The organism is Pseudomonas sp. YJ42 (genome assembly GCF_047225135.1).
GTDB lineage: Bacteria > Pseudomonadota > Gammaproteobacteria > Pseudomonadales > Pseudomonadaceae > Stutzerimonas > Stutzerimonas stutzeri_E.
The window spans coordinates 459,976-482,268 of sequence record NZ_CP178378.1 but is presented as its reverse complement, the minus strand read 5'-3'; the positions used below and the strand labels follow the sequence as shown (position 1 = coordinate 482,268).

Below are 22,293 nucleotides of genomic sequence, written 5' to 3'. Positions count from 1 at the left end.
GTTAGTGCATTGGTTTACGTCAGCGCCGTCCGGTTCGGGTGCTCACGTCTACCCACACGGCCAGCACCAGAATGCTGCCTTTGACAATCATCTGCCAGTAGCTGTCTACGTCGAGCATGGACATGCCGTTGTCCAGACTGGTGATGACCAGCGCGCCAAGGAGGGCGCCGTAGACAGTGCCGGAGCCACCGCGCATCGAGGTGCCGCCAATGAAGCAGGCGGCGATGGCGTCGAGTTCGCCCATGCTGCCGGCCGACGGTGAGCCGGCGGCCAGGCGCGCGGTGTTGACCATGCCGGCGAATGCGCACATCACACCCATGATGCCGAAGATCCACAGTTTCACGGCCTGGACGTTGATGCCCGATAGCCGCGTCGCCTCCATGTTGCTACCAACCGAATAGATGCGTCGGCCGAATACGGTCTGGCTGGTGACGTAGCTGAACACGCCAAGCAGAACGAGCAGGAGCAGCACAGGAACCGGAATGCCGTCGTAGCTGTTAAGCGTGTAGACGAACCCGGCCAGCACGGCGCCTATCAAGGCCACGCGCAACAGGTCGCGAACCAGCGAGTGCGCAGCCAGCCCGTGAAGGGCGCGATTGCGGCGCTGTCTCCACGTCAGGAACAGCGTCAGGGCGAACAGCAGTACGCCAAGTACCACACCCACCGTATGCGGCAAATAACCCTGGCCGATGTAAACCAGGGACGGCGATACCGGAGCAATGGTGGTGCCGCCGGTGATCCCCAGCAGGATTCCGCGAAACGCCAACATGCCCCCCAGCCCCACGATGAAGGAGGGGATGCGCAGGTAGGCGGTCATGTAGCCGTTTGCCAGCCCGATCATCAGCCCGCACAGAGCGACCAGGCTCAGGTTCGCCAGGAGCGGCACGTTGTAAATCACGTCCAGGATCGCTGCCAGCCCGCCAAGTAGGCCAAGCAGCGAGCCCACCGACAGATCGATCTCGCCGCTGATAATCACCAGCACCATGCCGCAGGCGAGAATTCCCGTGATGGACATCTGCCGCAGCAGGTTGGAAAGGTTACGCGGCGTCAGAAACCCGCCCTCGGTCTGCCAACTGAAGAACAACCAGATAATTGCTACAGCGATCACCAGCGCGAGCATCTTGTAGCGGCTGAATAATTGTTTGACGTGGTTCATTTACGCGGACTTCCGATCATTATCGTTATGGTCAGCGGGTTGGCTGAGCGCGGCGGCGAGCACCTGTTCCTGGGTGAGTCCGTGATTGACGAAGTCTCCGCGTAGTTGGCCTTCGCCGATGACTAGGACACGGTCGGAAATTCCCAGCACTTCGGCCAGCTCCGACGAAACCATGATGATCGACACGCCTTGAGCCGCTAGCGCACCCATCAGCTTGTAAATCTCGTACTTGGCACCGACGTCCACCCCGCGGGTGGGTTCGTCGAGAATCAGCACGCGGGGCCGCGTCAGAAGCATCTTGGCTAGCACGGCCTTCTGCTGATTGCCGCCGGAGAGACTGGTGATCGGTAAAAAGGGGCTCGCGGTCTTGAGATGCATGCGCGAAATTTCCTGATCGATGCTGCTCAGCTCAGCTTCGGCATCGATGCGGGTCATCCTCGCGTAGTTCTCCAGGACCGCCAGCGTGATGTTCTGGCCGACACCCAGGTCCGGGATGATGCCTTGGCGCTTGCGGTCTTCGGGAACCATGCACAGCCCGGCGCGGATGGATTTGCGTGGCGTTCGGGTGTCGATCGGCTTGCCCTCTAGCAAGACGTCCGCTTCGTACCCGCCCGGATAGGAGCCGAAAAGCGCCGACACCAGCTCCGTGCGGCCGGCGCCGACCAGCCCCGCGATACCGAGGATTTCTCCGCGCTTGAGAACGAAGGAAATGTCGTCGACCCGTTTGCGCTTGGGATTGTCGACGTCGTAGCAGGTGACGTGGCGCGCCTCGAAGATCACTTCGCCGATGTCGTGGGGTTCGGTGGGGTAGAGGTTGCTCATCTCCCGTCCCACCATCTGGGCGATGATTTTCGGAATATCCATGTCCGTCATGGCGGTCGTTGCGATGTGTTGGCCGTCGCGGATCACCGAAATGGTGTCGCACACGGCCGCCACTTCATCGAGCTTGTGGGAGATATAGACGCAGGCTACGCCCTTAGCCTTGAGGTCGCGGATGATGTCCAGCAACACCTCGATTTCCGAGCGGGTGAGGGCGGATGAAGGCTCGTCGAGGATCAGCAGCCGCGCTTGCTTGTTCAATGCCTTGGCGATTTCCACCAGCTGCTGGTAGCCACCGCCGTACTGCGACACCGGCAGCGAGACGTTCATGTCTGGCACCTTGAGTTCACGCATCAGGGCTTCGGCGCGGTGGATCATCGCCGGATAGTTCATGCGACCGCCGGGCAGGGTCAGCTCGTGGCCCATGAAGATGTTTTCGACCACCGACAGGTCCGGAACCAGCGTCAGCTCCTGATGGATGATGACGATTCCGGCCGCTTCGGTTTCGTTGATCGATTTTGCCCGTAGCGGCTGACCGTCCCAGAGAATTTCACCGTCCCAGGTGCCGTAGGGATAGACGCCCGAGAGCACTTTCATCAGCGTGGACTTGCCGGCGCCATTCTCACCGCAGAGGCCCACGCATTCGCTAGGCTTGATCTTGATATCGATGCCGTCAAGGGCTTTGACGCCGTTGAAGGATTTGACAATGCCGTCCATTTGCAGCAGGTAATCGGTCACGGGAGGTACTCACAGATAAGCAACGGGCGGGGACGGCAGGGGCGCCTGCCAATCCACGTGGGTCGCGGTCGGGTCGTCAGTCGAGTCTGCTCAGCTCGATGATCATTGCCCGGCGATCTGTGCCTTGGTGTAGAAGCCGTCCTTTTCCAGCAGATCGATGTTGTCGCGAGTCAACAGGGTTGGGGTGAGCAGGATGGTGTCGACCTTCTTAGCGCCGTTGTCGAGTTGGGAGCTGAAGGCAGGCTTCTCGTTGCGTGCCAGCTGCACCGAGAGCTTGGCGGCTTCCGAGGCGATCAGTTTCAGCGGCTTGTAGACGGTCATGGTCTGGGTGCCTCCAATTACCCGCTTGACTGCCGCCAGGTCGGCATCCTGACCGGAAATCGGCACCTTGCCGGCCAGCTTCTGCGCCGCCAGCGCCTGGATAGCGCCGCCTGCCGTGGCGTCGTTGGAGGCGACGATGCCATCGATCTTGTTGTCGTTTCGGGTAAGGGCGTTTTCGACGATGCTGAGCGCTTCGGTCGGGTTCCATTCCTTGACCCACTGTTGCCCGACGATCTTGACGTCGCCCTTGTCGATAGCCGGCTGCAAGACCTTCATCTGCCCTTCACGCAGCACCTTGGCGTTGTTGTCCGTAGGGGCGCCACCGAGGAGGAAGTAGTTGCCCTTGGGCGCCGCCTGCAGCACGCCCTGGGCCTGCAGTTCACCGACCTTTTCGTTGTCGAATGAAATATAGGCGTCTATATCGGCGTTCAGAATCAGCCGGTCGTAGGACACCACCTTGATCCCGGCTCGCTTGGCCTCGGCCACGACGTTGGTCAGCACGGTTGCGTTGAACGGCACGATGACGATCACGTCGACGCCGCGGGAGATGAGGTTCTCGATCTGTGAAATCTGCTTCTGCTCGTTGGCATCGGCCGACTGGACGAAGACCTTGGCGCCCAATTGCTCCGCCGCCGCGACGAAGTAATCACGGTCCCGGGCCCAGCGCTCCAGGCGCAGGTCATCGATGGAGAAGCCGATTTTCGGATTCGCGGGATCGGCCATGAGTGGAAGCGAGAGCAGGGCAAGGGCCCCGGCGAGGAACATGCGCTTTACGGTTTTCATGGTGGTGCGCCCTTTTATTGTTGTTGGAGACACTGCCTGACGATTGGGTAGTGCTATAGAACAGTAGAAAGTCGGACGGCGCCGTGCGTAACGAAGTGTCGCGAGAATGTAACCGCCTGACGCCGACCGGGTGCTGTCAGGGGTAGATGAACTGGTTGACCACGTTTTCGAGCATCTCCTGACGACCGCTTACTGCCTGCGGATTCAGTTCGTTGGCGAAAGCATGTTCAGCCAATGATTCGAGGCTGAACTCGCCCGCCAGCACTGCCTGTCCAAACGGCTGCTGCCAGCCGGCATAGCGGTGATCCTTTAGCTGCTGGAGTCGGTCGTTCTGCACTATGGCTGCCGCGCGCTCCAGGGACAGAGCGAGGACATCCATCGCGGCGACGTGGCCATAGAACAGATCGACTTCATCAAGGCTCTGCCGACGCACCTTGGCGTCGAAGTTGAACCCGCCATTCTGGAAGCCACCGGCTTTGAGAATTTCATAGATGGCCAGGGTCATTTCTTCGACGCTGTTGGGAAACTGATCGGTATCCCAGCCGTTCTGTGGATCACCGCGGTTGGCGTCGATGCTCCCGAAAATCCCCAACGAAACTGCCGTTGCGATTTCGTGATGGAAGCTATGGCCCGCGAGGGTCGCGTGGTTGGCCTCGATGTTGACCTTGATTTCGTTTTCCAGGCCGAACTGATGCAGGAAGCCAAATACGGTGGCGCTGTCGTAGTCGTACTGATGCTTGGTTGGCTCCTGGGGCTTGGGCTCGATCAGTAGGTCGCCCTTGAAACCGATCTTGTGCTTGTGCTCGACCACCATGCGCATGAACCGGCCCAGTTGCTCGCGTTCGCGTTTCAAGTCGGTGTTGAGCAGGGTTTCGTAGCCTTCACGGCCGCCCCACAACACGTAGTTCGATCCGTTGAGGCGTTGAGTGGCGTTCATGGCGCTAAACACCTGAGCGGCGGTGCAGGCGAACACTTCCGGATCAGGATTGCTGGCGGCGCCGGCGGCAAAGCGTGGGTTGCTGAAGCAATTGGCGGTACCCCACAACAACTTGATTCCGCTTTCTTCCTGATGGCGTTCCAGATGGTCGATCATCTGCGCGAAGTGGTTGCGGTACTCCTTGAGCGAGTTGCCTTCCGGGGCAACATCCGTGTCGTGGAAGCAGTAGTAGTCGATTCCGAGTTTGGAGAAGAACTCGAATGCAGCCTCCGCCTTACCCATCGCCATTTCCATCGGATCTGCAAGCTGCTGCCACGGACGCTTGAACGTGCCCGCTCCGAACACATCGGAGCCTGGCCAGACGAAGCTGTGCCAATAACAGACCGCCATGCGCAAATGCTCACGCATGGGTTTGCCGAGGATGAGCTTGTCGGCATCGTAGTGACGGAAGGATAGGGGAGAATCGCTGGCGGTGCCTTGATAGCGAATCTTTTCGACATCGGGGAAGTAGGGCACTCGTAATGTCCTTTTGTTCTTGGCGGTGTCCCGATACTAGCAACGGCCCTATGGGTAATTAGTATGAAAGTCACCAACCCAGGGTTCGATTTTGACCTAGCCTTTACTACCGCCTAGGTACTGATCGGCTCAGGACAAGAACAATGAAAACCGTACCGCTCGTTCACCGTATTGCTCTGCTGTTCAACGGCAGCAAGATCTACGACCGCGGCATCATCAGCGGCATCGGTAACTACTTGAGCAGCACTCGAGCATCCTGGGATCTTTTTCTCGAGGAGGATTTCCACTGTCGGCTGAAAGGGATCGAGCGCTGGCAGGGGGACGGGATCATCGCCGACTTCGATGATCCGATGATTGGCGAGGCGCTGGCCGACATCAAGGTGCCCGTTGTGGCGGTAGGCGGTTCCTATCAGGACGAGCGCGCTTATCCGAAGGGTATTCCGTACGTCGCCACCGATAACGAAGCGTTGATAACGCTGGCGTACGAGCACCTGATCGAGGCCGGACTGACGCGTTTTGCCTGCTTCAGCCTGCCTGAAGCACAGGCCAATCGTTGGGCGCAGGAACGAGAAAAGGTGTTTCGCCAACTGATGAAACGCGATGGCTTGCATGCCGAGGTCTATCGCGGGATGGGTACCAGCGCGCCGCTTTGGGACAGCGCCGTCGAAAAGCAGATCGCCTGGCTGCAAAGCCTGCCCAAACCCATTGGCATCATCGCCGTGACGGATGCTCGCGCCCGGCAGTTGCTGCAAGCCTGCCTGACCGCCGGGATCGCAGTGCCGGAGCAAGTGGCGTTGATCGGTATCGACAACGACCCGCTGACACGCAGCCTGACCCGGGTGCCATTGAGCTCGGTCGTTCAGGGCACCGAAACCATGGGCCGGACCGCTGCGCATCTGCTCCATCAAATGCTGCACGGTGTGCCGTCGGCCAGCACGCACATACTGATACCGCCTGATGCGGTCAACGTACAGCTATCGAGCCTGCATCAGCCATTGGGTAACCCGTACGTCATGCGGGCGCTGTTGTTTATCCGCCAATACGCTTGCCAGGGCATCAAGACAGCGCAGGTAGCGGCCTATGTGGGCGTGTCGCGTTCATCGTTGGAGTCGCATTTTCGAAAAGCGCGAGGGTGCAGCGTGCATGACGAGATTTTGCGTTTCAAACTGGCCGCAGCTACAAGCAGGCTGGAGAACACCGATTCGACGATGGTGGATATTGCTCAACATTGTGGCTTCAAATCTGCGCAGTACCTGCATACCGTGTTTCGGCGCGAGTTCGGGTGTACGCCCCGTGAATACCAGCAAGCCGCCAACAACGTTGGGAATCCCCGCGCAGAGACGAGTAGCGACAACAGATCAGTTCTCGCGACGTGATCCTGCATAACGGTAAACGGCGCATTTGACCCGGGGGACCTCATGAACACTCACAACCCAATACGTTATTTAACATAATATAGATTATGCGAAGTACGCAGTATATGAACCAGCGCCACTCTCGTAGCTTGTCGAGCTGTGTTCAGGCCTGATCTTTCAGCCGCGAACGACAAGCTGCCATGATAGCGCCTGGATTACCGAGACGCTGCCACTGGCAGATTGTCCTAAAGCGGTGGCTTGCTCACCGCTCCAGAAAACCGAATACATGCTCCAGCAATATCTCTGGCACCTCTTCGGCTAGATAGTGGCCGGCTGGCAGTGCCGTTCCCTGGACATCGGCAGCAACCTTTTGCCATTCATTCAACGGATCGAAGCATTGGCCGATTGCGCCATCCTTGCCCCATAACACCAGCAATGGTGCCAGCAGTCGCCGCCCGGCTTTGAGGTCCTCTCGATCATGGTCCAGGTCAATGGAGGCGCTTGCGCGATAGTCTTCGCAGATACCGCGCGCACTATCGGGTAGCCGAAGACAACGGAGGTACTCAGCAAACGCTTCTTCGGTAAATGGCTTCATTCCGGCACTGCGACCGCCCATCACGCCGCGAAGATAGAGATCTGGATCTGCTTCGATGAGTGTTTCCGGCATAGGCGCCGGGCGAATCAGAAAGAACCAGTGCCAATATGCTCGAGCGAAGGCTTCAGTGGTCTGCTCGTACATCGCCAAGGTCGGTGCGATATCCAGCAACACCATTCGTCGCACCGCTTCAGGATGGTCCATCCCCAATCGAGCGGCAACTCGCGCGCCGCGGTCGTGTGCGAGCACGTCGAAGTGCGGCAGGTCCAGAGACGTCATCAATTCGACCATATCCCGAGCCATTTCGCGCTTGCTATAGCGGGCGTGCTCAGGGTCCGCTGCAGGCCTGTCTGAGTCTCCATATCCCCGTAAATCAGCTGCGACAACCGTAAACTGTCTGGCCAGTATCGGCGCCACTCTGTGCCAGATCACATGCGTTTGCGGATGCCCATGAAGCAACAGCAGCCCCGGTCCATGACCGCCGATGCGATAGCAAATCTGAACACCGTTTACATGCCGAAACTCTTTGCGGAACTCGTTGAACACGCCGATGACTCCTTCTTAACGGTTTCGCGCATGCTAAGCCGAAGTTGACGGCACTCAAGATGCCAACTGTGATGCGAATGTTCACACTTCATGTTGGCGCTAGAACAACCGGGTAAAGCGTTCACATGCCCTCCTCAGACTAATCTCGGCGTTCTCAAGGCTCCCGTTTCATTAGGATCATGATGTCCACGAGCTCTTTCGTAAGCCAACTCATATACGGCTCACCGCCGAGGGATTTGCGCCAGTACAACCTCACAGAGATGGCCGTGCTGGTAAAAGGTAAGGACACCAGCCGGTTGCCCGTCAGATGGGCGAGCCGTTCCGCGTACGTCCTCGGCATTGTCAGTAGAAGGTCCGTTTGGGCTACCACCTGAGCTGCCGCGTGGTAATGCTCGCAATGCAGTGCTATTCGCCGTGGCTCCCCTGTCAGGCCAAGCACTTCTTGGTCGACAGTGCTGCGTTCGCGGTCGGTCAAGGTAACAAGAACGTGCTCACTCTTCGCATAATCGGAAAGACTGATTTCGCCTTGGTTGAAAGCAAGGTGCTGTGGCCCAACCATCACTGCGAGCTGTTCCTTGACCACTTCGCGACTCGCCAGCAGTTCGCTGACCGGATATTCCAGGCTCATCGCAACGTCGAGCGCTCCTGAGAGGATTAGCGCCTCGATATCTTCGCCCTGCACCCGCCGACTTTGAAAGCGCACTCCCCAACCACCTGCTCGAGCGCGCTGCAGGAGCGTCGGCATGATCAGAAATTCCAGTGCATCGCGAAGACCGCAGCGAAACGTCATTGCTGACTCAGAAGGATCGAACACCCTTTCACGCCGCGCGGTAGTGGCAAGTTCACTGAGCGCATTTCGAACCGTGGGCAGAATGTCTCGCGTATGCGGAGTCATCACGAGTTGGCGGCCGTGTTTAACAAATAACGGGTCGTCAAGGGCAGCTCTAAGTCGGCGCAAAGCATGCGAGACCGCTGATTGCGATAAGTTGAGTCGCTCAGCCGCCTCGGTCGCACTCCCCGTCTCGGCTACTGCAACCAGAACGCGAAATAGATTTAGGTCGCTCATCGAATGAATTGCATTCATGTAATTATGTGAAATATCGCCATTATACACCGCCAACGGCCTGCGCTAATTTCAAACCCCACTAATAATAAGAGGTCTCGGTTATGGATATTTTGAGCCAAGTTAAAATGAGCACAGTTGGCGGTGAGGGTGCCGCCAAAATACCAATGCCGCCTACATTCAATGATCCACTTGAACAGCGGGCCTATATCAAGCATCGACTTGCGGCGGCGTTCAGGTTATTTGCTCATTATCAGTTCGATGACGGCCTCGCTGGGCATATAACTGCTCGAGACCCAATCGAGCCAGATACCTTTTGGGTGAATCCGGTAAGCCTGCATTTTTCGATGATACGCGCCAGTGATCTTGTGCGCCTCGATCACAAAGGGCAACTGGTAGAGGGAAATGCATTCGTCAACTTGGCGGCATTCATGATCCACTCTCGGATTCATGCTCGTCATCAGCACATTCACTCCGTAGCACATGCTCACTCTCCTCAAGGGCGTGCTTGGTCCGCCTTTGGCCAGCCTTTACAACCACTCACGCAAGACGGCTGCGTGTTTTTCGAGCGCCATCGTGTGTTCTCGAACTTCAACGGCGTCGTGCACCAAAGCGAAGAAGGAGATGCCATTGCTGACCATCTAGCGGATGGAAGCATCGCATTGATTCTCCAGAACCACGGCCTCTTGAGCGTAGGAAAGGATGTAGATAGCGCAGTGTCGTTATTTGTACAGCTCGAAAGAGCTTGCGAAACCCAACTAATGGTGCAGGCCGCCGGCCATGACTTCCAACCCATCAACCCGGAAGTTGCTCGTAAGACCAGGGATTTCACGGGTTCAGAACTCGTAGTATGGGGAAATTACCAACCCCAATACGAAATGATTACGCGCCTGCATCCAGACCTGTTCGAATAACCTCATACTATGTGGCGCCGTCCCTGCACGAGCAGGCGCCGGCGCATTCAAATATGGAACTCCGAAGCGGCCTATTTTAAGAACGACCTGCGCAGCGCTTGCCCTTCGACACGAACCAAATCTTTAACTACTTCTGCTACCTCGTTAAAACGAAGCACACCATGAATGACCCCAGGAGATACAGTCAGACTTGACTCGACACCGACACGTTCAAGTTTGTGTTGCAGTGCGATGTTTTCATCTAGAAGCGGGTCCAGGTTACCAACTACCAGTCGAGTCGTCGGAAGCCCGTCCAGGTTTGCGTACAGCGGTTGAACCCGCCAGTCGTTTTCATCGTGTACCAGATAGCTATCCCAGTACTGACGCATCGAATCAGCAGAAAGCCCATGCCCGCCGACACCGCTTAACCGACTCCATGATTCAGACGTTGTATCTTTTGAATACACTCCATAGAAAAGCAAAAGATGCTCCAACGGAGTTACCCCATTCTCACGCAGTGCGACGGCCGCTCCTAGCGCCAAATTAGCGCCTGCTGAGTCACCACCGAATGCGAATCGATTGACTTCGAACCCGGCAACCATGCGGTCGCCGATCACCTGTCTGGCTATCGCAACCACTTCCTCGAAGGCCGCAGGGAATGGTTGTTCGGGTGCAAGCGCGTATTCAATTGAAAGGACTGCCACCCCGCTCTCGCGCACTAACTGCCTCAGGGGGGCGTCCCAGTCTTCTAACGAGCCGTGCCTAAACCCGCCGCCATGGCAATAAAACATTAAGCCTGGCGGATAACTCCTGTCGGGCCAGTAAAGTTTGCAGGGCACTTCGCGCCCATTCGCTAGAAAAGCCATTAACTGCTCGAGTGCCAACGGCACGCTGCTTGCCGAGACGAACTGCGCTATTCGCTGTAAATAAGCTCTCACCCCTGAGATCCCCTCTCCTTTTGGAGGAAATAATCCAGCTTGACTCAAAAGCGAAGAAACCCTGGTTAGGTCCGGGTGAACGGCCGATAACTGATCCGTTACGATCGAGTTCGGTAGATAGCTATGTTCAGTATGTTCCATGAGATTATTCTCGTTTGGGACTGATACAAACTCACATTCTCATCATGGCGGCAAAAAGAGCGTCGTAGTCAGATTGCTGTTCGAGCGTAGAGACGAAATCCAGAACGTCGTTCTGTGCACCCTCTCCCAGATACGGGGCCGCCATCTTCCGGAACTTCTTCTCGAAACACTTCCCAGTCATGGGCGTCTCAACCGAGCCTGGTCCAGTAATAATTTCACTAACCAGTACTTCACCAGATTTCAACGTGACGGTGACTCGATTGGCCAAGTGTTTGGGAAATAGTTTCGTGAGTTTCGGGTCTTCTACAACTATCGTCTTGTCCATCAGGGAGATGACGAGAGGATCCGTTATCTTTTCGAGCGAATACGAATCGACGGAAATATCCGCATCAATCAAGGCGCGGGCTACGTTGTAAGGCAAGCTGTGGTCAGCGGTTTCTCTAGTCTGAGGACGCCATTTATCCGATGCATCGGCCAAGACACGTTTGTTGAAGTAGGAAGTTTCGATGCAAATTGCCTGGATATCGAATATGTCATCTATTCGCTTGTTTAGCTCAATCCCTGCCCATACAGCAGTATGTAGCTCTCCGTTGGTAGGAAACGTTTTGGTGAGCGAGCGTTCAATGGCAAAATCTTCGTTTGCAACGGAACCGAAATCGGCAACATCCAGAAAGAAATCGCCCGTGATTTGTTTGCGGAAGCCCATCTCCCCTTCGAATATCGGTGATGGCCCGGTCATTCCATGCCGCGCCATCTGTGCTGAAAATATTGCGTTGCGCGCAGCGTTTGCTGCGGAACATCCCTTCCAGTCCGACAAATTTCCAGAGCGTACCTGGCGCATCGCCAGATGGCCGTTAAGCGAGATGTTAATTGCCTGCTCTATTTGCTGCTCTGTAAGCTTCATCAACTTGGCGGCAGCAACTGCCATCGAGATATTGATGTAATTGACATGGTCCCAGCCCCGCTTATTCAAGCTCGCCGCATCCTGAAATCGCATTTGAATTTCGTACGCGAGTAGAATGGCTGCGATCAGTTCTCGCCCACTCGCGCGCTCCGCCTGTGCAACAGCCAGGCACGCCGGAATGTTGTCACTTGGGTGGCCAGGTTCCAGGCCCATGTAGCCATCGTTGTAATCCAGAAACCTCACCATGACGCCATTGGCAAATGCAGCATATTCAGGCGCAGTTCTTACAGCCGTTCCAAAAATACTGGCTCGACCCGGCACCGAGGCGGCATATGCGACGCTAGCTTGAGCTGGGGCTGCACCATACGCGCCTAATACGCATGCAAGGCTGTCCAAAAACCGGTTACGAACGATAGTGTTCAGCTCGTCTGAGTACTCTGCTGTTGGAAATTCGTACGCATACTTCGCGATGCTCTTTGCTAGCGTATGGCTTCCCATCCCCACCCCCTTAAAATAAACACAGCCCAATAAGTGCCACAAAAAATCCCTTATGCGCCGATCAGGACATAAGGGATTTCAATTAATCGACAGAAACGTTTAGCAGTCGGACGTACTGCTGACCTGCGTGCATGTCTCGCTCAACGATCCCGCCCTGAGGCGTCAGTCTCGGGTAAGAAATCTTTATCATATCGAGCTGCGGGACCGGAATACGTTTTATGAACGCAGGATTCGCCCCATATAACTGTGCGAACGCTTCAGCAGAAAGCGCTTCGCTCTCATGGTAGCGATTGAAATTTTCACGTCCATCAAAATAGATGTCGAAGGTAATCCAGAATGGCCCCGCTTGCTTCGATCTGATATGGCGGCACACTTCACGTAATTTAGGCATTGCTTTTCTCCTCACTTTTATTCTTGCGCCCGAAGGTCAGCCATTCAGTGCTAACTAGTTCGAAAGGATCGTCCAGCTTCACAACATGGTTCAACTTGAACTCGTAAACTTGGCCGCGCGGGATGTCGGCAGGAGAAAAAGCAAATCCGTATGAAGGCAGTTCTTTCCCCATAATGCTGGGATAGTGGAAAAAATACGGGTTGCAGGCCTGGGCAATCGAATTGGCCAGCTCTTGGGTCGCTGCGGTCGAAACGAACAAGATACCTAGTTCAGGAGGTGTCGCAGTGCCCGCTGGGGGCTTGAGGCCGGTGACCGCATTCCAACCGTACATACGGAGAGAGATATGAAATTCCCCGAGTTCTTGTGCAGGAATGCACTGGCGCGTGCGCACATAAAGTGCTTCCAACAGGCGATCATGGAATCCATCGATATCCGCGAGTACGTCCGGGTCTTGCACGCCAACTAGCATGAGCGTCTGGTACAGCCCTGCTGCGGCGCCTTCCAGTTTCATGGTGTAGGGTTTAGGATCCCACCGCGAACCCGTCACCCGAACTACGCGTTCATCCAGCATTTGATACTCAGCGTCCTTTACGTCGAGGACTCCGCCTGGCTCGATAAGACGAAATGGGTCGCTGTTCTCGTAGAGCATGTGCCCAGAGACACTCTTGGCGGTGCAGCGATTATTCAGACTCAGTGGCTCTACTTCGAAACCGTCCTTGTCAATCGTGAGCAAAACCCCGGAGCCCGCCGTAGGGTTGTCGGCGCAGTGCACGCCACACTCTGCGATCTTCCCCGCGTGCCATGAGGGTCCCCAGGGCGCTCCCTTCCAGATGGGAAACGCTGCGATAACGGCGGTATCGGTCGCCCTGCCGGCCAGGATGATGTCTGCGCCATCTTCCAGGGCAGCCACGAATGGCTCGACGCCCAGCGCGGCGACGATATGCTCACAGGAGTCGATAGTGGCGTCATCCAAAGACTGGGACGGCGGAAGCGGAGTGATACGCCCTTCCGCGTTCAGCCTCTTAATCGTTGTCTTATCCTGTTCGCAATGAATCAGTGCGATTCTAGGCGTGATATTCAGTTCACCGGCAACCTCGAGCACAATATCGCGAGTCCATGCCAGGTTCAGATCGCCGCCTGCCTGTCCGGAGGTCCCTACTATTATCGGGACACCACTATCGGCGTGGGCTTGCATCAAAATTGTCAAATCGCGTTTGACCGCGCCGCGATTGTTCTTGGATATCCCCAACGCCAAATATGCCGCACCGCTATCGGTCGAGCCGGCGTCCGTAGCGATTGCCTGAGCCCCCTGCTCCAGCCCGTATGCTATTTCATCCTCACGTACGCCAGCGCCCAAAGAACCACAGGGTACGATAATTCTAATCGCGTCTTTCAAATTCCGATTCATAAAAATATCTCTTGAACTATTAGTAGGTACGCAACACACCGTGCCTGAGCACAGCTACTTGTTGAGTTATTTAACCAGCGCAGTTGGCGGGACCTGCGATCAGGCATTTCGAAGAAGGCATTTCTCCATTAAGTACCGATGCAACGCAGTTGGCCGCTACCATGTTCGTCCGTTGCAAGCCTTCATGTGTCGATGCACCTGAATGCGGAGTGGCTACGACATTCGGACGGCGGACCATTTCCTTGGTTACTTCAGCAAGGCTCGCATCCAGTTCGCTTTCGAAGACATCAAGTCCAGCCCCGGCGATATCTCCTGCTTTCAGTGCCGCTAGAAGCGCCTGATCGTCGACAAGACCACCGCGAGCCGTATTGATTAAGAAAGCGTTCTCTTTCATCAGCGCTAAGCGGTCAGCGTTGATTAGGTGACGTGTATCGGGTTTCAACGGAGCATGAATGGACACGAAGTCGCTGCGCTGTAAAAGTGTTTCCAGCTCAACGTACTCAATGTTCATCGATTCGCCATAAACGAATGCGGGCCGTGGCGTATTTACCAAGATGGTCGTATCGAACGCTTTTAATCTTCTAATGACATTTCTGGCGATACGACCTAATCCGACGATGCCCACCGTTTTAGCGTAGAGATCGCTGCCAAGAAGGATCGAGGCAGGTCCATCTATGAGTTGCTGTTGAGATTCCCGAAGACGATGTGCCGCCGCAAGCATCAGAGCCAGGGTGCGATCCGCTACGCTCTCTTCGTTACCTCCGGTGGCGATGGTTATGACCTTCCCTGTTTTGGCTGCCGCGTCGAGATCGATCTTTTCGTAGCCCACGCCTCTACGTGCAATGACCTTGAGCCGAGGTAGCGATTCGAGGAGGCTTGACGTCACGTTTGCATGGCCGACGATCCAAGCATCCGCTTGGGCCAAAACCGAGATCAACTCTGCCTCTGTCGCGGCGGCATCTGCCTTATCGTCAGGCAGGCGGGCTAAAGTGACCGAACAACCATGCCCCTCCAGGTATCTGATCGCCGCATCGTCGAAAAACTTTGGTGTTACAACCACTGACTTTCCGTTACTCAGCATAAGCTCACCGTTTAACTTCGCTCTGCATACTGGGGTTCTCGTTCAAGGGTTAAAACGCGTAATCGACGTACACTCTGAGCTCTTTGCCGTTCACCACATTGTTTGGTTGAGCGGACACGAGCGCGACGAAATCTTCGTTAATCCAGTAGCGCGTATAAATCATGCCAACCGAGAGGCCTTGATAATCCGGCTCTTCAAATCGATAATTCAGCCGGTATTCCGCCTGACTTTCGTGAATGTCTGTATTGACTCCGGAAAATGGATTGGTCGCATCGAATTTGCCTCGCTTGAATAGAACCATCGCATTGAAGCCATCCAGCGAAATCCCAGCGATAGATTTCCCGTCAAATTCATACTTTCCGGCTATCTGCCAAGTCTGCTCGTCGTCGTTATTGAAGTCGTTACCCGAGCGAGTCCAGGCATCCATCAGGCCGTCAACGTTTTCGCCATGATCAAAAAAGGCGTAGCCAAGTTGCCCGTTAGTCAGCTCGGCGCGTGTTTTTGAATAAGAAAGTCCAAAACTCCAGTGATCAATTTTTAGCCCTAGATTCAGGTTGAGCCAGCTTGCTTTGTCATCGTAGCCGGCATTCCCATCTAGCCAGTCACGGTCCCAGATGCTGCCGCCTCGACGGAAATCGTAGTATTGGGTATCAAAAACGGCGCCGCTGTTTTCACCCAATGGGGCTCGTAGTGTCAGACCATAGTTGGTGTTTTTGTTGAAATCTTCAGCGACACCCTTGGCAAACTTCAGGGCGAACAGTTTGGCATCGTACGTAACACTGAATGTCTTGATGTCGTCTACTTCAAATCCGCCTTTACTCAGTATCCGTTCAAAATCCTCCCGGTCCCGAGGAGACACTCTATTGACGTAAGCACCATCAATATTCAATACACCCGGCAATGGGCCAATATCGAGCCCGTCAACTTGAATCTGCCCTCTAGCCCCTTGAAGGCTCCCCGGCACCGCCCGTGTGTCAAGGGTGACTACCGTACCGGCATCGAACCTTCCGCGGCCGGCTTGAAGCGCAGCGGACCAGTTATCACCGGCATGGCGAAGTTTCAGGCTTGCCTGGCCTAACTTCGCAAATCCTTTACTTTCGCCGGACGTGTCATCGAAAAGATCCCGGTTTTCCGGTCGGGCATCAATTTTTGCGACGCCATAAAGAGAGGCGTCAAAGCCGATGCTGTCTTGCCAGTAACCCGAGTTATAGTCTGCAACTAAACCGAGGGCCGTACCGCCGAGACGGCTTCCAAATGGAAAGCCGCCGAAGTCGTCTTCGATGATGCCATTTTCAATTCTGGTATCGATATGTACAGCTCGCAGATAAACATTGAACTTACCATCGTTGTTGGTTCTGTTGTAATCGTGGATGTTGGATGCAAAAACCTTGGCGTGTGCACCTAAAACTATCGCCGATATGATTACCGATATAAGTTTTTTTGTTTTCATTTCCTGATCCTTTATATTTATTTTTTGCAGCAGGAACCCGCTGCCGCCGGTAATCACCGGAAGCGATGTTTCACATCAATTCGTTATTAGTTGCTAGGAAATAGCCCCGGTAATGGAGGCACCCACAATTAGAACCAGCGATGCGCAGATAGCTGGCAACAGCGCAAACTTCTGGAGCTCTCCAATCTCCTTTTTAAGAAGCCCGCCTATCACATAGATGGCCGCGATCAGTGGGCTGAGCGCATGTACGGGTTGCCCAAGCATGGAGGCTCGCGCGATATGAATTGGATCGACTCCATATTCAGCTCCAGCGGCAGCAAGGATTGGGACGATCCCAAAAAAATAAGCGTCGTTAGACATGAAGAAGGTGAAAGGTAACGACGCGAACGCAGTAATTATCGCCATATAACTACCGGCAGCTTCTGGGATAACGGAAACAAACGATTGGGACATTGCGTCCACCATCCCCGAGCCCGTCAGAATGCCCGTAAACACACCGGCGGCGAAGATAAGTGTGGCAACCGTAACCGCATTCTCTGCGTGTGCTGCGATGCGCTTCTTCTGCTCTGCCAGCCGTGGATAGTTGATCAGCAACGCTAGGGCGAAGGTAACCACCATGACGACTGGCAACGGCGCCAAACCAGTACCCATGGCCCCAGCCATTCCAAGCATCAGGAAAAGATTGACCCAGACGAGTTTTGGCCGCTGATGACTCCGATCAATCTCCGGTATCGCCACGTCTGTTTCCGACGCCAGCATATCTTTGCCAGGCGCCCAACCCAGGCGCTTTCGTTCTCTTATGCCTAGCCACCACGCAACGCCTCCGGCATAGACGAGTCCTAGCAAGGCGGCCGGAATAAGCCCTACGAAGACATCCATCACATCCAAGTGCAGAGCGCTGGCTACACGGGCCGTAGGGCCGCCCCAAGGAATGATATTGATCATTGTGTTGGTCAGAAGGATAAGCAGCGCAATAATCAGTGGATTCATTCCGATGCGAAGATAAACAGGCAGAAATGCCGTCACTACGATAAGTACGGTACTGGTTCCATCGCCATCAAGAGAGGTCACCGCGCCAAGAAAGGCCGTCGCCAGGCTGATCCGCAGGGGGTCGCTGCCGGCAAAGCGTGTTATTACTCTGACGATCGGTTCGAAAAGCCCCGCGTCGTACATGATTGAGAACAGCAGTATCGCGAACACCAGCATGATCGCGATCGGAGCGACTTGGCGCATTCCATCCATGATCATGCCGCCCATGTCGCCACCCAGCCCGGCCAAGAGTCCATAAACTACTGGGACGAGAATAAGCGCTACCACGGCAGACAATCGTCTAGTCATGATCAAGGCCATAAAGGTAATGACCATCCCGAAACCAATCCAAGCCATATCACCATCCTTCTTATTTTTAGAAATATGCGATTCACTCGTCCGGTGATCACAGCGCAACAGTACATATTGATTATCCGTGCGTAAATCTTGATTTTTTCAGTGCATATTTACTTTTTTTATGCATGCATGATTAAATCGATCGCTGTCGAGATACGACGGGAACGATGAGGAAATCTGTAAATGGCCAGGGCGGTTTACCTATGAGCGACGATCATCTGTATCTGACAGCAGAGGAAGCGGCTAGCCGTCTCGGTGTGAACCTGCCAACTCTGTACGCTTATGTAAGCCGTAAGAACATCCGATCGGTCAAAGTCGAAGGATCTCGAAAGCGACGATATTGGGCCGCCGACATCGAAAGGCTGTCCAAGGGCGAGCAGCGAACCAATATCGCCGCACAGCCGGCACTAGACCTGGGCAATCAAAGCAGTGCCATCACCCTGTTGACGGACAACGGCGTCTATTACCGTGGCGTAAGCGCCGTAGAACTGGCCGACTCAGCGTCCGTTGAAGAAGCGGCGGAGCTCATTTGGCAATCGTCGGGAGCCTTTTCAAATTCGCTCCCCGTGATGCCTGAAAGCACCCAGGCACTGCTTGAGCTCTACCGTGATATGACCGTCTCAGAAAAAGCGATTGCGCTTTTTCCGTTGGTTGAACGAGAGAACCCGCGATCATTCGACCTGTCGCCCGACGCTTACGCCCGGACTGGCGCCGATGTCGTACGCATCCTGGCATCGCTTATCGCGGGCCGCGGAGCTCCTAGTACAAGGCCATTGCACGAATTCTTGACCGCGGAGTTGGGCGTAGACCCAGCGTATCGGGACCTGATCAGACGCTTAATGGTCCTGTTCATAGACCATGAATTCGATCATTGCACTTATAGCGTCAGAGCTGCGGCCCGAACAGGTGTGACTCCCTACTATGCGGCGATCGCAGGGCTGACTACATATCAAGGCAGGCGAACCGCTTACAGCAGACACCAGGCAGCCAACCGGCTGCTCTTCGAAATATGTACCGCGAAAGACCCTACTCCAGCCCTTCTGCAGCACTTCAGCCAGAGCGGTGAAATACCTGGGTTTAACCATTCCACCCACAAAGTGGTGGATCCCCGCGTTGGCAATCTGATGGCTGCGTTGGTAGAAACATTTGAGGCGGATCAGGAGTTCAAAAATCTGCTCAAAGCCGCTGAGGTGGCCAACGAGTTGGTTCGTAAACCACCAGAGTTCGTTCTGCTGGCCAGCTTTGTGGGAAGAAAATGCAATCTTGTCGGAGAGGAGCTAGCGTTGGCGGGGATTGCCAGGACGATCGGCTGGATTGCTCATGCCAGCGAACAATGCCAACAACCTGCGGCCCGTCAACGTGCTAACTACACCGGCAAGCTTCCATGATGGGTGACGAGGCGATGCCCCTTTGCCGCGTCCGCCTCGTCCTTCGTTAACCAGCAAACCTACCCTCCACGAGACAAGTCGATCGCCCAGCGGCTCCACCTAAATGCTCGAAGATGAAGGCGCCCGCTCTTCTGTAGGCGTCCTGGGCCTCGACGCTCCGTGAGCCAACGCCCCCTGCCCGCCTCGATGCAATGAATAGTTTACATTGATGAATTTCGTACAGATTTACGGCATTAAATCAATAGCATAAATTCAATCAAGCTATGGCGTAACCGGGCGGTGAAGTAGCGCGTCAGGTCCTGTCGGAACAGCGCATCACCAAGTACAGAACAATCAACACTCGGCCTGTCGACCTGATGTCCTTGCTCGGGCAGAACAACGCTGTATCCGGCTAAAAAACAAATGCCCAACCGAACTTGCAAGCCACTTTTTTTCGAGTGACAGGTAATAGCTGGCAATTCGGTATGGGTGATATTCGACTCTGCTCTCATCTAAGTTGGCCGGTCGGCTGGCTTTCAGATATTGCTCTGATGGTCTCGTATAGAGGCAAACTCTAATGCCGATTTATCGATCTTTTAAAGTTTCACGGATTCTGGCGCGCATTGGGCTATGCGCATCCATTGTGGTTTTACCTAACGTAATGACCGCCGATGAACTACCAGTAGGCCCCTCCGCAGGCGATATGGACATCTCGCCATTTTATCGATGGCAGGACGAGATGCCCGCGTTTCCCGGTGCTGCGCTGAGGAGCGAAACGCTCCAGCCGCAGAAAGAGATCCCGGCGGCCTCTGAGGCGATTCGCATCCTCTACAGCTCCACGGACCAGCGTTGGCAGTCAGGGTTGATTCCTGTCAGCGGAACACTATTTCTGCCAGCGACCCCTACCCCATCTGAAGGTTGGCCACTTTTGGCATGGGCCCACGGCACGCTTGGCATCGCTGACATTTGCGCGCCTTCCTGGACCGGCTTCAAAGCGCGTGATGCTGCATACATCAATCGTTGGCTAGAGCGTGGATTCGCCGTCGTTGCCAGTGACTATCAAGGCTTGGGAGGTCCGGGACCTCACCCCTATTCGGTCTGGCAAGCAGAGGGACGCTCTGTTCTCGATGCGATTCGCGCAGCCCACGCCGTTAGGCCTGGGCGTCTATCAAGCCGGGCTTTCCTCGCTGGGCAATCACAGGGCGGGGGCGCCGCTTTAGGAGCGGCGATACTTAGTGCTAGCTATGCACCAGATCTAACGATCCTCGGCGCGATTATCACAGCTCCTAACAGCACGTTCCCCGAAGGGCCGGTCGCGGTTCCGCCACGCTATTCCAATACCATGTTCCTGTCGTTCGCCACCGGAGGGTTGCGCGGAGATGGGCCGGCAATTGAGGACATACTTTCATCTCAGGGGCTTGAGCTTCTCGACATCGCCCGACGGGGTTGTACGCGTGATATCGCTCTCAAAGCCCGAGAACTCAAGGTTCGCTCGTTTACCGACCTCTTGGCGATTACTCGCGACCAGCTTGACGCGCTGCGTGTTCCCACGACCGACATGCCATTGGCCGAGATTCCATTTCCGCTATTGATCGCCACAGGCCAGGCCGACGAGACGATTACACCCAAAAGGCAGCATGCCGTGGCGGCAGCATTGTGCGCTGCTGGGAATCAGGTTACATGGCGGGTTTTCGATGGATTGGGTCATGACGGCGTGCTGCATGGCTCGTTGAACGAGGCCTTCGCTTTTGCGGATGCACAACTTGCCGAACAGCAGTACACGCCGAATTGCTCGAATATCCAGCCTCCTGGGCCTCCCGGTGAGAAAGATCCCAGCGCACCCTTTAACGACGATTGATAAGGGGTGCGCCCCTGGACTCGACAATGACAAGACACGGCATTCGCAAAACCACCTCCTGGCTCGTCCTCATTCTGTTGTCCGCCGGGGCCGCGGCATTGATGCACCAGTTGAGGATGCCTGCTGCTTTTATGCTCGGCCCTATGATCGCGGCGATACTGGTTGCTTTGAGCGGAGCCGGCCTTCGCCTGCAACGAAACTTCTCGCTCGGCGCGCAAAGTGTGATGGGCTGTCTGATAGCGGGATTCATCACGCCTAGCTTGCTCGCTGCGTATACAGATCATTGGCTTGCGTTGACGACAACCAACATCGCAACCATGGCCATTATCGTAATTGTCAGCGTGATCATCGCGCGTTGTCGGTGGCTGCCCAACACCACCGCGATCTGGGGGCTCTTCCCAGGCGCGGCATCTGCGATGGTGCTATTAGCCGATACCCACCATTCCGATCCGCGTGTCGTCGCGATGATGCAGTATTCCCGTATCGTGCTGGTGTCGGTTGCATCAATTTCCATGGCCTCAATTCTCGGTCAAACGCATGGGACTGGCGAATCGGCATCCGGCCCGGCTGGGCTAGCGTGGTCTTTATCTGCGGAATACGGGCCTATCCTCGCCGGGCTCGGCCTTGCGTTTTGCGGCTATGCGGTGGCTAAGCTGACCGGCAATGGCGCTCTCGCGCTTCTGTTTCCTGCATTCGGCGGAACGGCATTGCAAGCGGCCGGTTTGATCAGCATCGAGGTGCCGTCATTCATTTTCATCCCCGCCTTCACGATAACGGGCTGGTACGTGGGTTTGATGTTCACTCGTAGCGCGCTAAGACATTGTCTGGCGCTGTTGCCAGTAATGCTGGCGGCGATTGCAGTGGTCATTCTCGTTTGTGGCCTGCTAGCCCTCGTGCTGGCTCGTATGATTCCGGACATCGGCTTGCTTACAGCCTATCTCGCCCTGAGCCCAGGCGGCATCGAAACCATCGTAATCATCGCCAGAGACGCCGATGTGCTTCTGCCACTGATACTGGCATCGCAGTTTTTGCGCTTGCTCATGGTGCTGTCGATCGGGCCGGGAGTGGCAAGAGCGGTTGCTGACTGGCAAAGCCGGCGACAGTCGGCTGAGTTGTGACGATCGGGCGTGTCGTACTAAACGCCTCGCA

Annotated in this window: 18 protein-coding genes; 5 read left to right on the top strand and 13 right to left on the bottom strand. The window is 55.5% G+C overall.

The annotated features are described in order from the left end of the window. Positions 1-19: 19 nt before the first annotated feature. The 4 genes from ACL0K2_RS02095 to xylA form a co-directional block, all read right to left on the bottom strand. A complete protein-coding gene (locus ACL0K2_RS02095) occupies positions 20-1,156 on the bottom strand; it encodes a sugar ABC transporter permease (protein ID WP_045162212.1) in 1,137 nt (378 codons plus the stop codon). Further along, positions 1,157-2,713, bottom strand: a complete 1,557-nt coding sequence (xylG, locus tag ACL0K2_RS02090; RefSeq protein ID WP_413043671.1) for a D-xylose ABC transporter ATP-binding protein — start codon at positions 2,711-2,713, stop codon at positions 1,157-1,159. Positions 2,714-2,815: 102 nt separating this feature from the next. Next, positions 2,816-3,817, bottom strand: coding sequence for a D-xylose ABC transporter substrate-binding protein (xylF, locus tag ACL0K2_RS02085; protein WP_413043670.1), 1,002 nt, complete (start codon positions 3,815-3,817; stop codon positions 2,816-2,818). Between the two features lie 136 nt (positions 3,818-3,953). After that, positions 3,954-5,270 (bottom strand): xylose isomerase, encoded by a 1,317-nt coding sequence (gene xylA / locus ACL0K2_RS02080; RefSeq protein ID WP_413043669.1) that lies wholly within the window; start codon positions 5,268-5,270, stop codon positions 3,954-3,956. A 143-nt stretch (positions 5,271-5,413) separates the two neighbouring features. On the opposite strand from xylA, the gene ACL0K2_RS02075 reads away from it, so the two are divergent. Continuing rightward, the gene (locus ACL0K2_RS02075; protein WP_239609050.1) at positions 5,414-6,646 is read left to right on the top strand and encodes a XylR family transcriptional regulator; all 1,233 of its coding nucleotides are present in this window, start codon (positions 5,414-5,416) and stop codon (positions 6,644-6,646) included. Between the two features lie 241 nt (positions 6,647-6,887). Here ACL0K2_RS02075 and ACL0K2_RS02070 read toward each other — a convergent pair whose 3' ends face one another. Further along, positions 6,888-7,766 (bottom strand): alpha/beta fold hydrolase, encoded by an 879-nt coding sequence (locus ACL0K2_RS02070; protein WP_413043668.1) that lies wholly within the window; start codon positions 7,764-7,766, stop codon positions 6,888-6,890. A gap of 154 nt (positions 7,767-7,920) precedes the next feature. Further along, positions 7,921-8,850 (bottom strand): LysR family transcriptional regulator, encoded by a 930-nt coding sequence (locus ACL0K2_RS02065; protein WP_413043667.1) that lies wholly within the window; start codon positions 8,848-8,850, stop codon positions 7,921-7,923. A gap of 83 nt (positions 8,851-8,933) precedes the next feature. Between ACL0K2_RS02065 and ACL0K2_RS02060 the strand changes: the two genes are divergently transcribed. After that, positions 8,934-9,743 (top strand): class II aldolase/adducin family protein, encoded by an 810-nt coding sequence (locus ACL0K2_RS02060; protein ID WP_413043666.1) that lies wholly within the window; start codon positions 8,934-8,936, stop codon positions 9,741-9,743. Positions 9,744-9,814: 71 nt separating this feature from the next. On the opposite strand, the gene ACL0K2_RS02055 is transcribed toward ACL0K2_RS02060, so the two are convergent. From ACL0K2_RS02055 to ACL0K2_RS02025, 7 genes are all read right to left on the bottom strand, one after another. Continuing rightward, entirely contained in the window at positions 9,815-10,801 is a 987-nt protein-coding gene (locus tag ACL0K2_RS02055) for an alpha/beta hydrolase (protein WP_413043665.1), read from the bottom strand. 31 nt (positions 10,802-10,832) lie between these two features. Next, entirely contained in the window at positions 10,833-12,203 is a 1,371-nt protein-coding gene (locus tag ACL0K2_RS02050) for an MmgE/PrpD family protein (protein ID WP_413043664.1), read from the bottom strand. A gap of 82 nt (positions 12,204-12,285) precedes the next feature. Next, entirely contained in the window at positions 12,286-12,594 is a 309-nt protein-coding gene (locus ACL0K2_RS02045) for a DUF4387 domain-containing protein (RefSeq protein WP_413043663.1), read from the bottom strand. Then, the gene (locus tag ACL0K2_RS02040) at positions 12,587-14,002 is read right to left on the bottom strand and encodes an acyclic terpene utilization AtuA family protein (RefSeq protein WP_239609037.1); all 1,416 of its coding nucleotides are present in this window, start codon (positions 14,000-14,002) and stop codon (positions 12,587-12,589) included. Before ACL0K2_RS02040 ends, ACL0K2_RS02045 begins: the two co-directional genes overlap by 8 nt. A gap of 70 nt (positions 14,003-14,072) precedes the next feature. Further along, the gene (locus ACL0K2_RS02035; protein ID WP_413043662.1) at positions 14,073-15,083 is read right to left on the bottom strand and encodes a phosphoglycerate dehydrogenase; all 1,011 of its coding nucleotides are present in this window, start codon (positions 15,081-15,083) and stop codon (positions 14,073-14,075) included. A 49-nt stretch (positions 15,084-15,132) separates the two neighbouring features. Further along, positions 15,133-16,533 (bottom strand): OprD family outer membrane porin, encoded by a 1,401-nt coding sequence (locus ACL0K2_RS02030; RefSeq protein WP_413043661.1) that lies wholly within the window; start codon positions 16,531-16,533, stop codon positions 15,133-15,135. A 93-nt stretch (positions 16,534-16,626) separates the two neighbouring features. Further along, positions 16,627-17,919, bottom strand: coding sequence for a CitMHS family transporter (locus ACL0K2_RS02025; protein ID WP_413043660.1), 1,293 nt, complete (start codon positions 17,917-17,919; stop codon positions 16,627-16,629). Between the two features lie 167 nt (positions 17,920-18,086). Here ACL0K2_RS02025 and ACL0K2_RS02020 point away from each other — a divergent pair, with 167 nt between their 5' ends. From ACL0K2_RS02020 to ACL0K2_RS02010, 3 genes are all read left to right on the top strand, one after another. Then, the gene (locus tag ACL0K2_RS02020) at positions 18,087-19,307 is read left to right on the top strand and encodes a citrate synthase (protein WP_413043659.1); all 1,221 of its coding nucleotides are present in this window, start codon (positions 18,087-18,089) and stop codon (positions 19,305-19,307) included. Between the two features lie 556 nt (positions 19,308-19,863). Beyond that, complete coding sequence (locus ACL0K2_RS02015) at positions 19,864-21,144, top strand: lipase family protein (RefSeq protein WP_413043658.1); 1,281 nt, start codon at positions 19,864-19,866, stop codon at positions 21,142-21,144. A gap of 26 nt (positions 21,145-21,170) precedes the next feature. After that, a complete protein-coding gene (locus ACL0K2_RS02010; RefSeq protein WP_045162247.1) occupies positions 21,171-22,262 on the top strand; it encodes an AbrB family transcriptional regulator in 1,092 nt (363 codons plus the stop codon). The last annotated feature ends 31 nt before the right edge of the window (positions 22,263-22,293 follow it).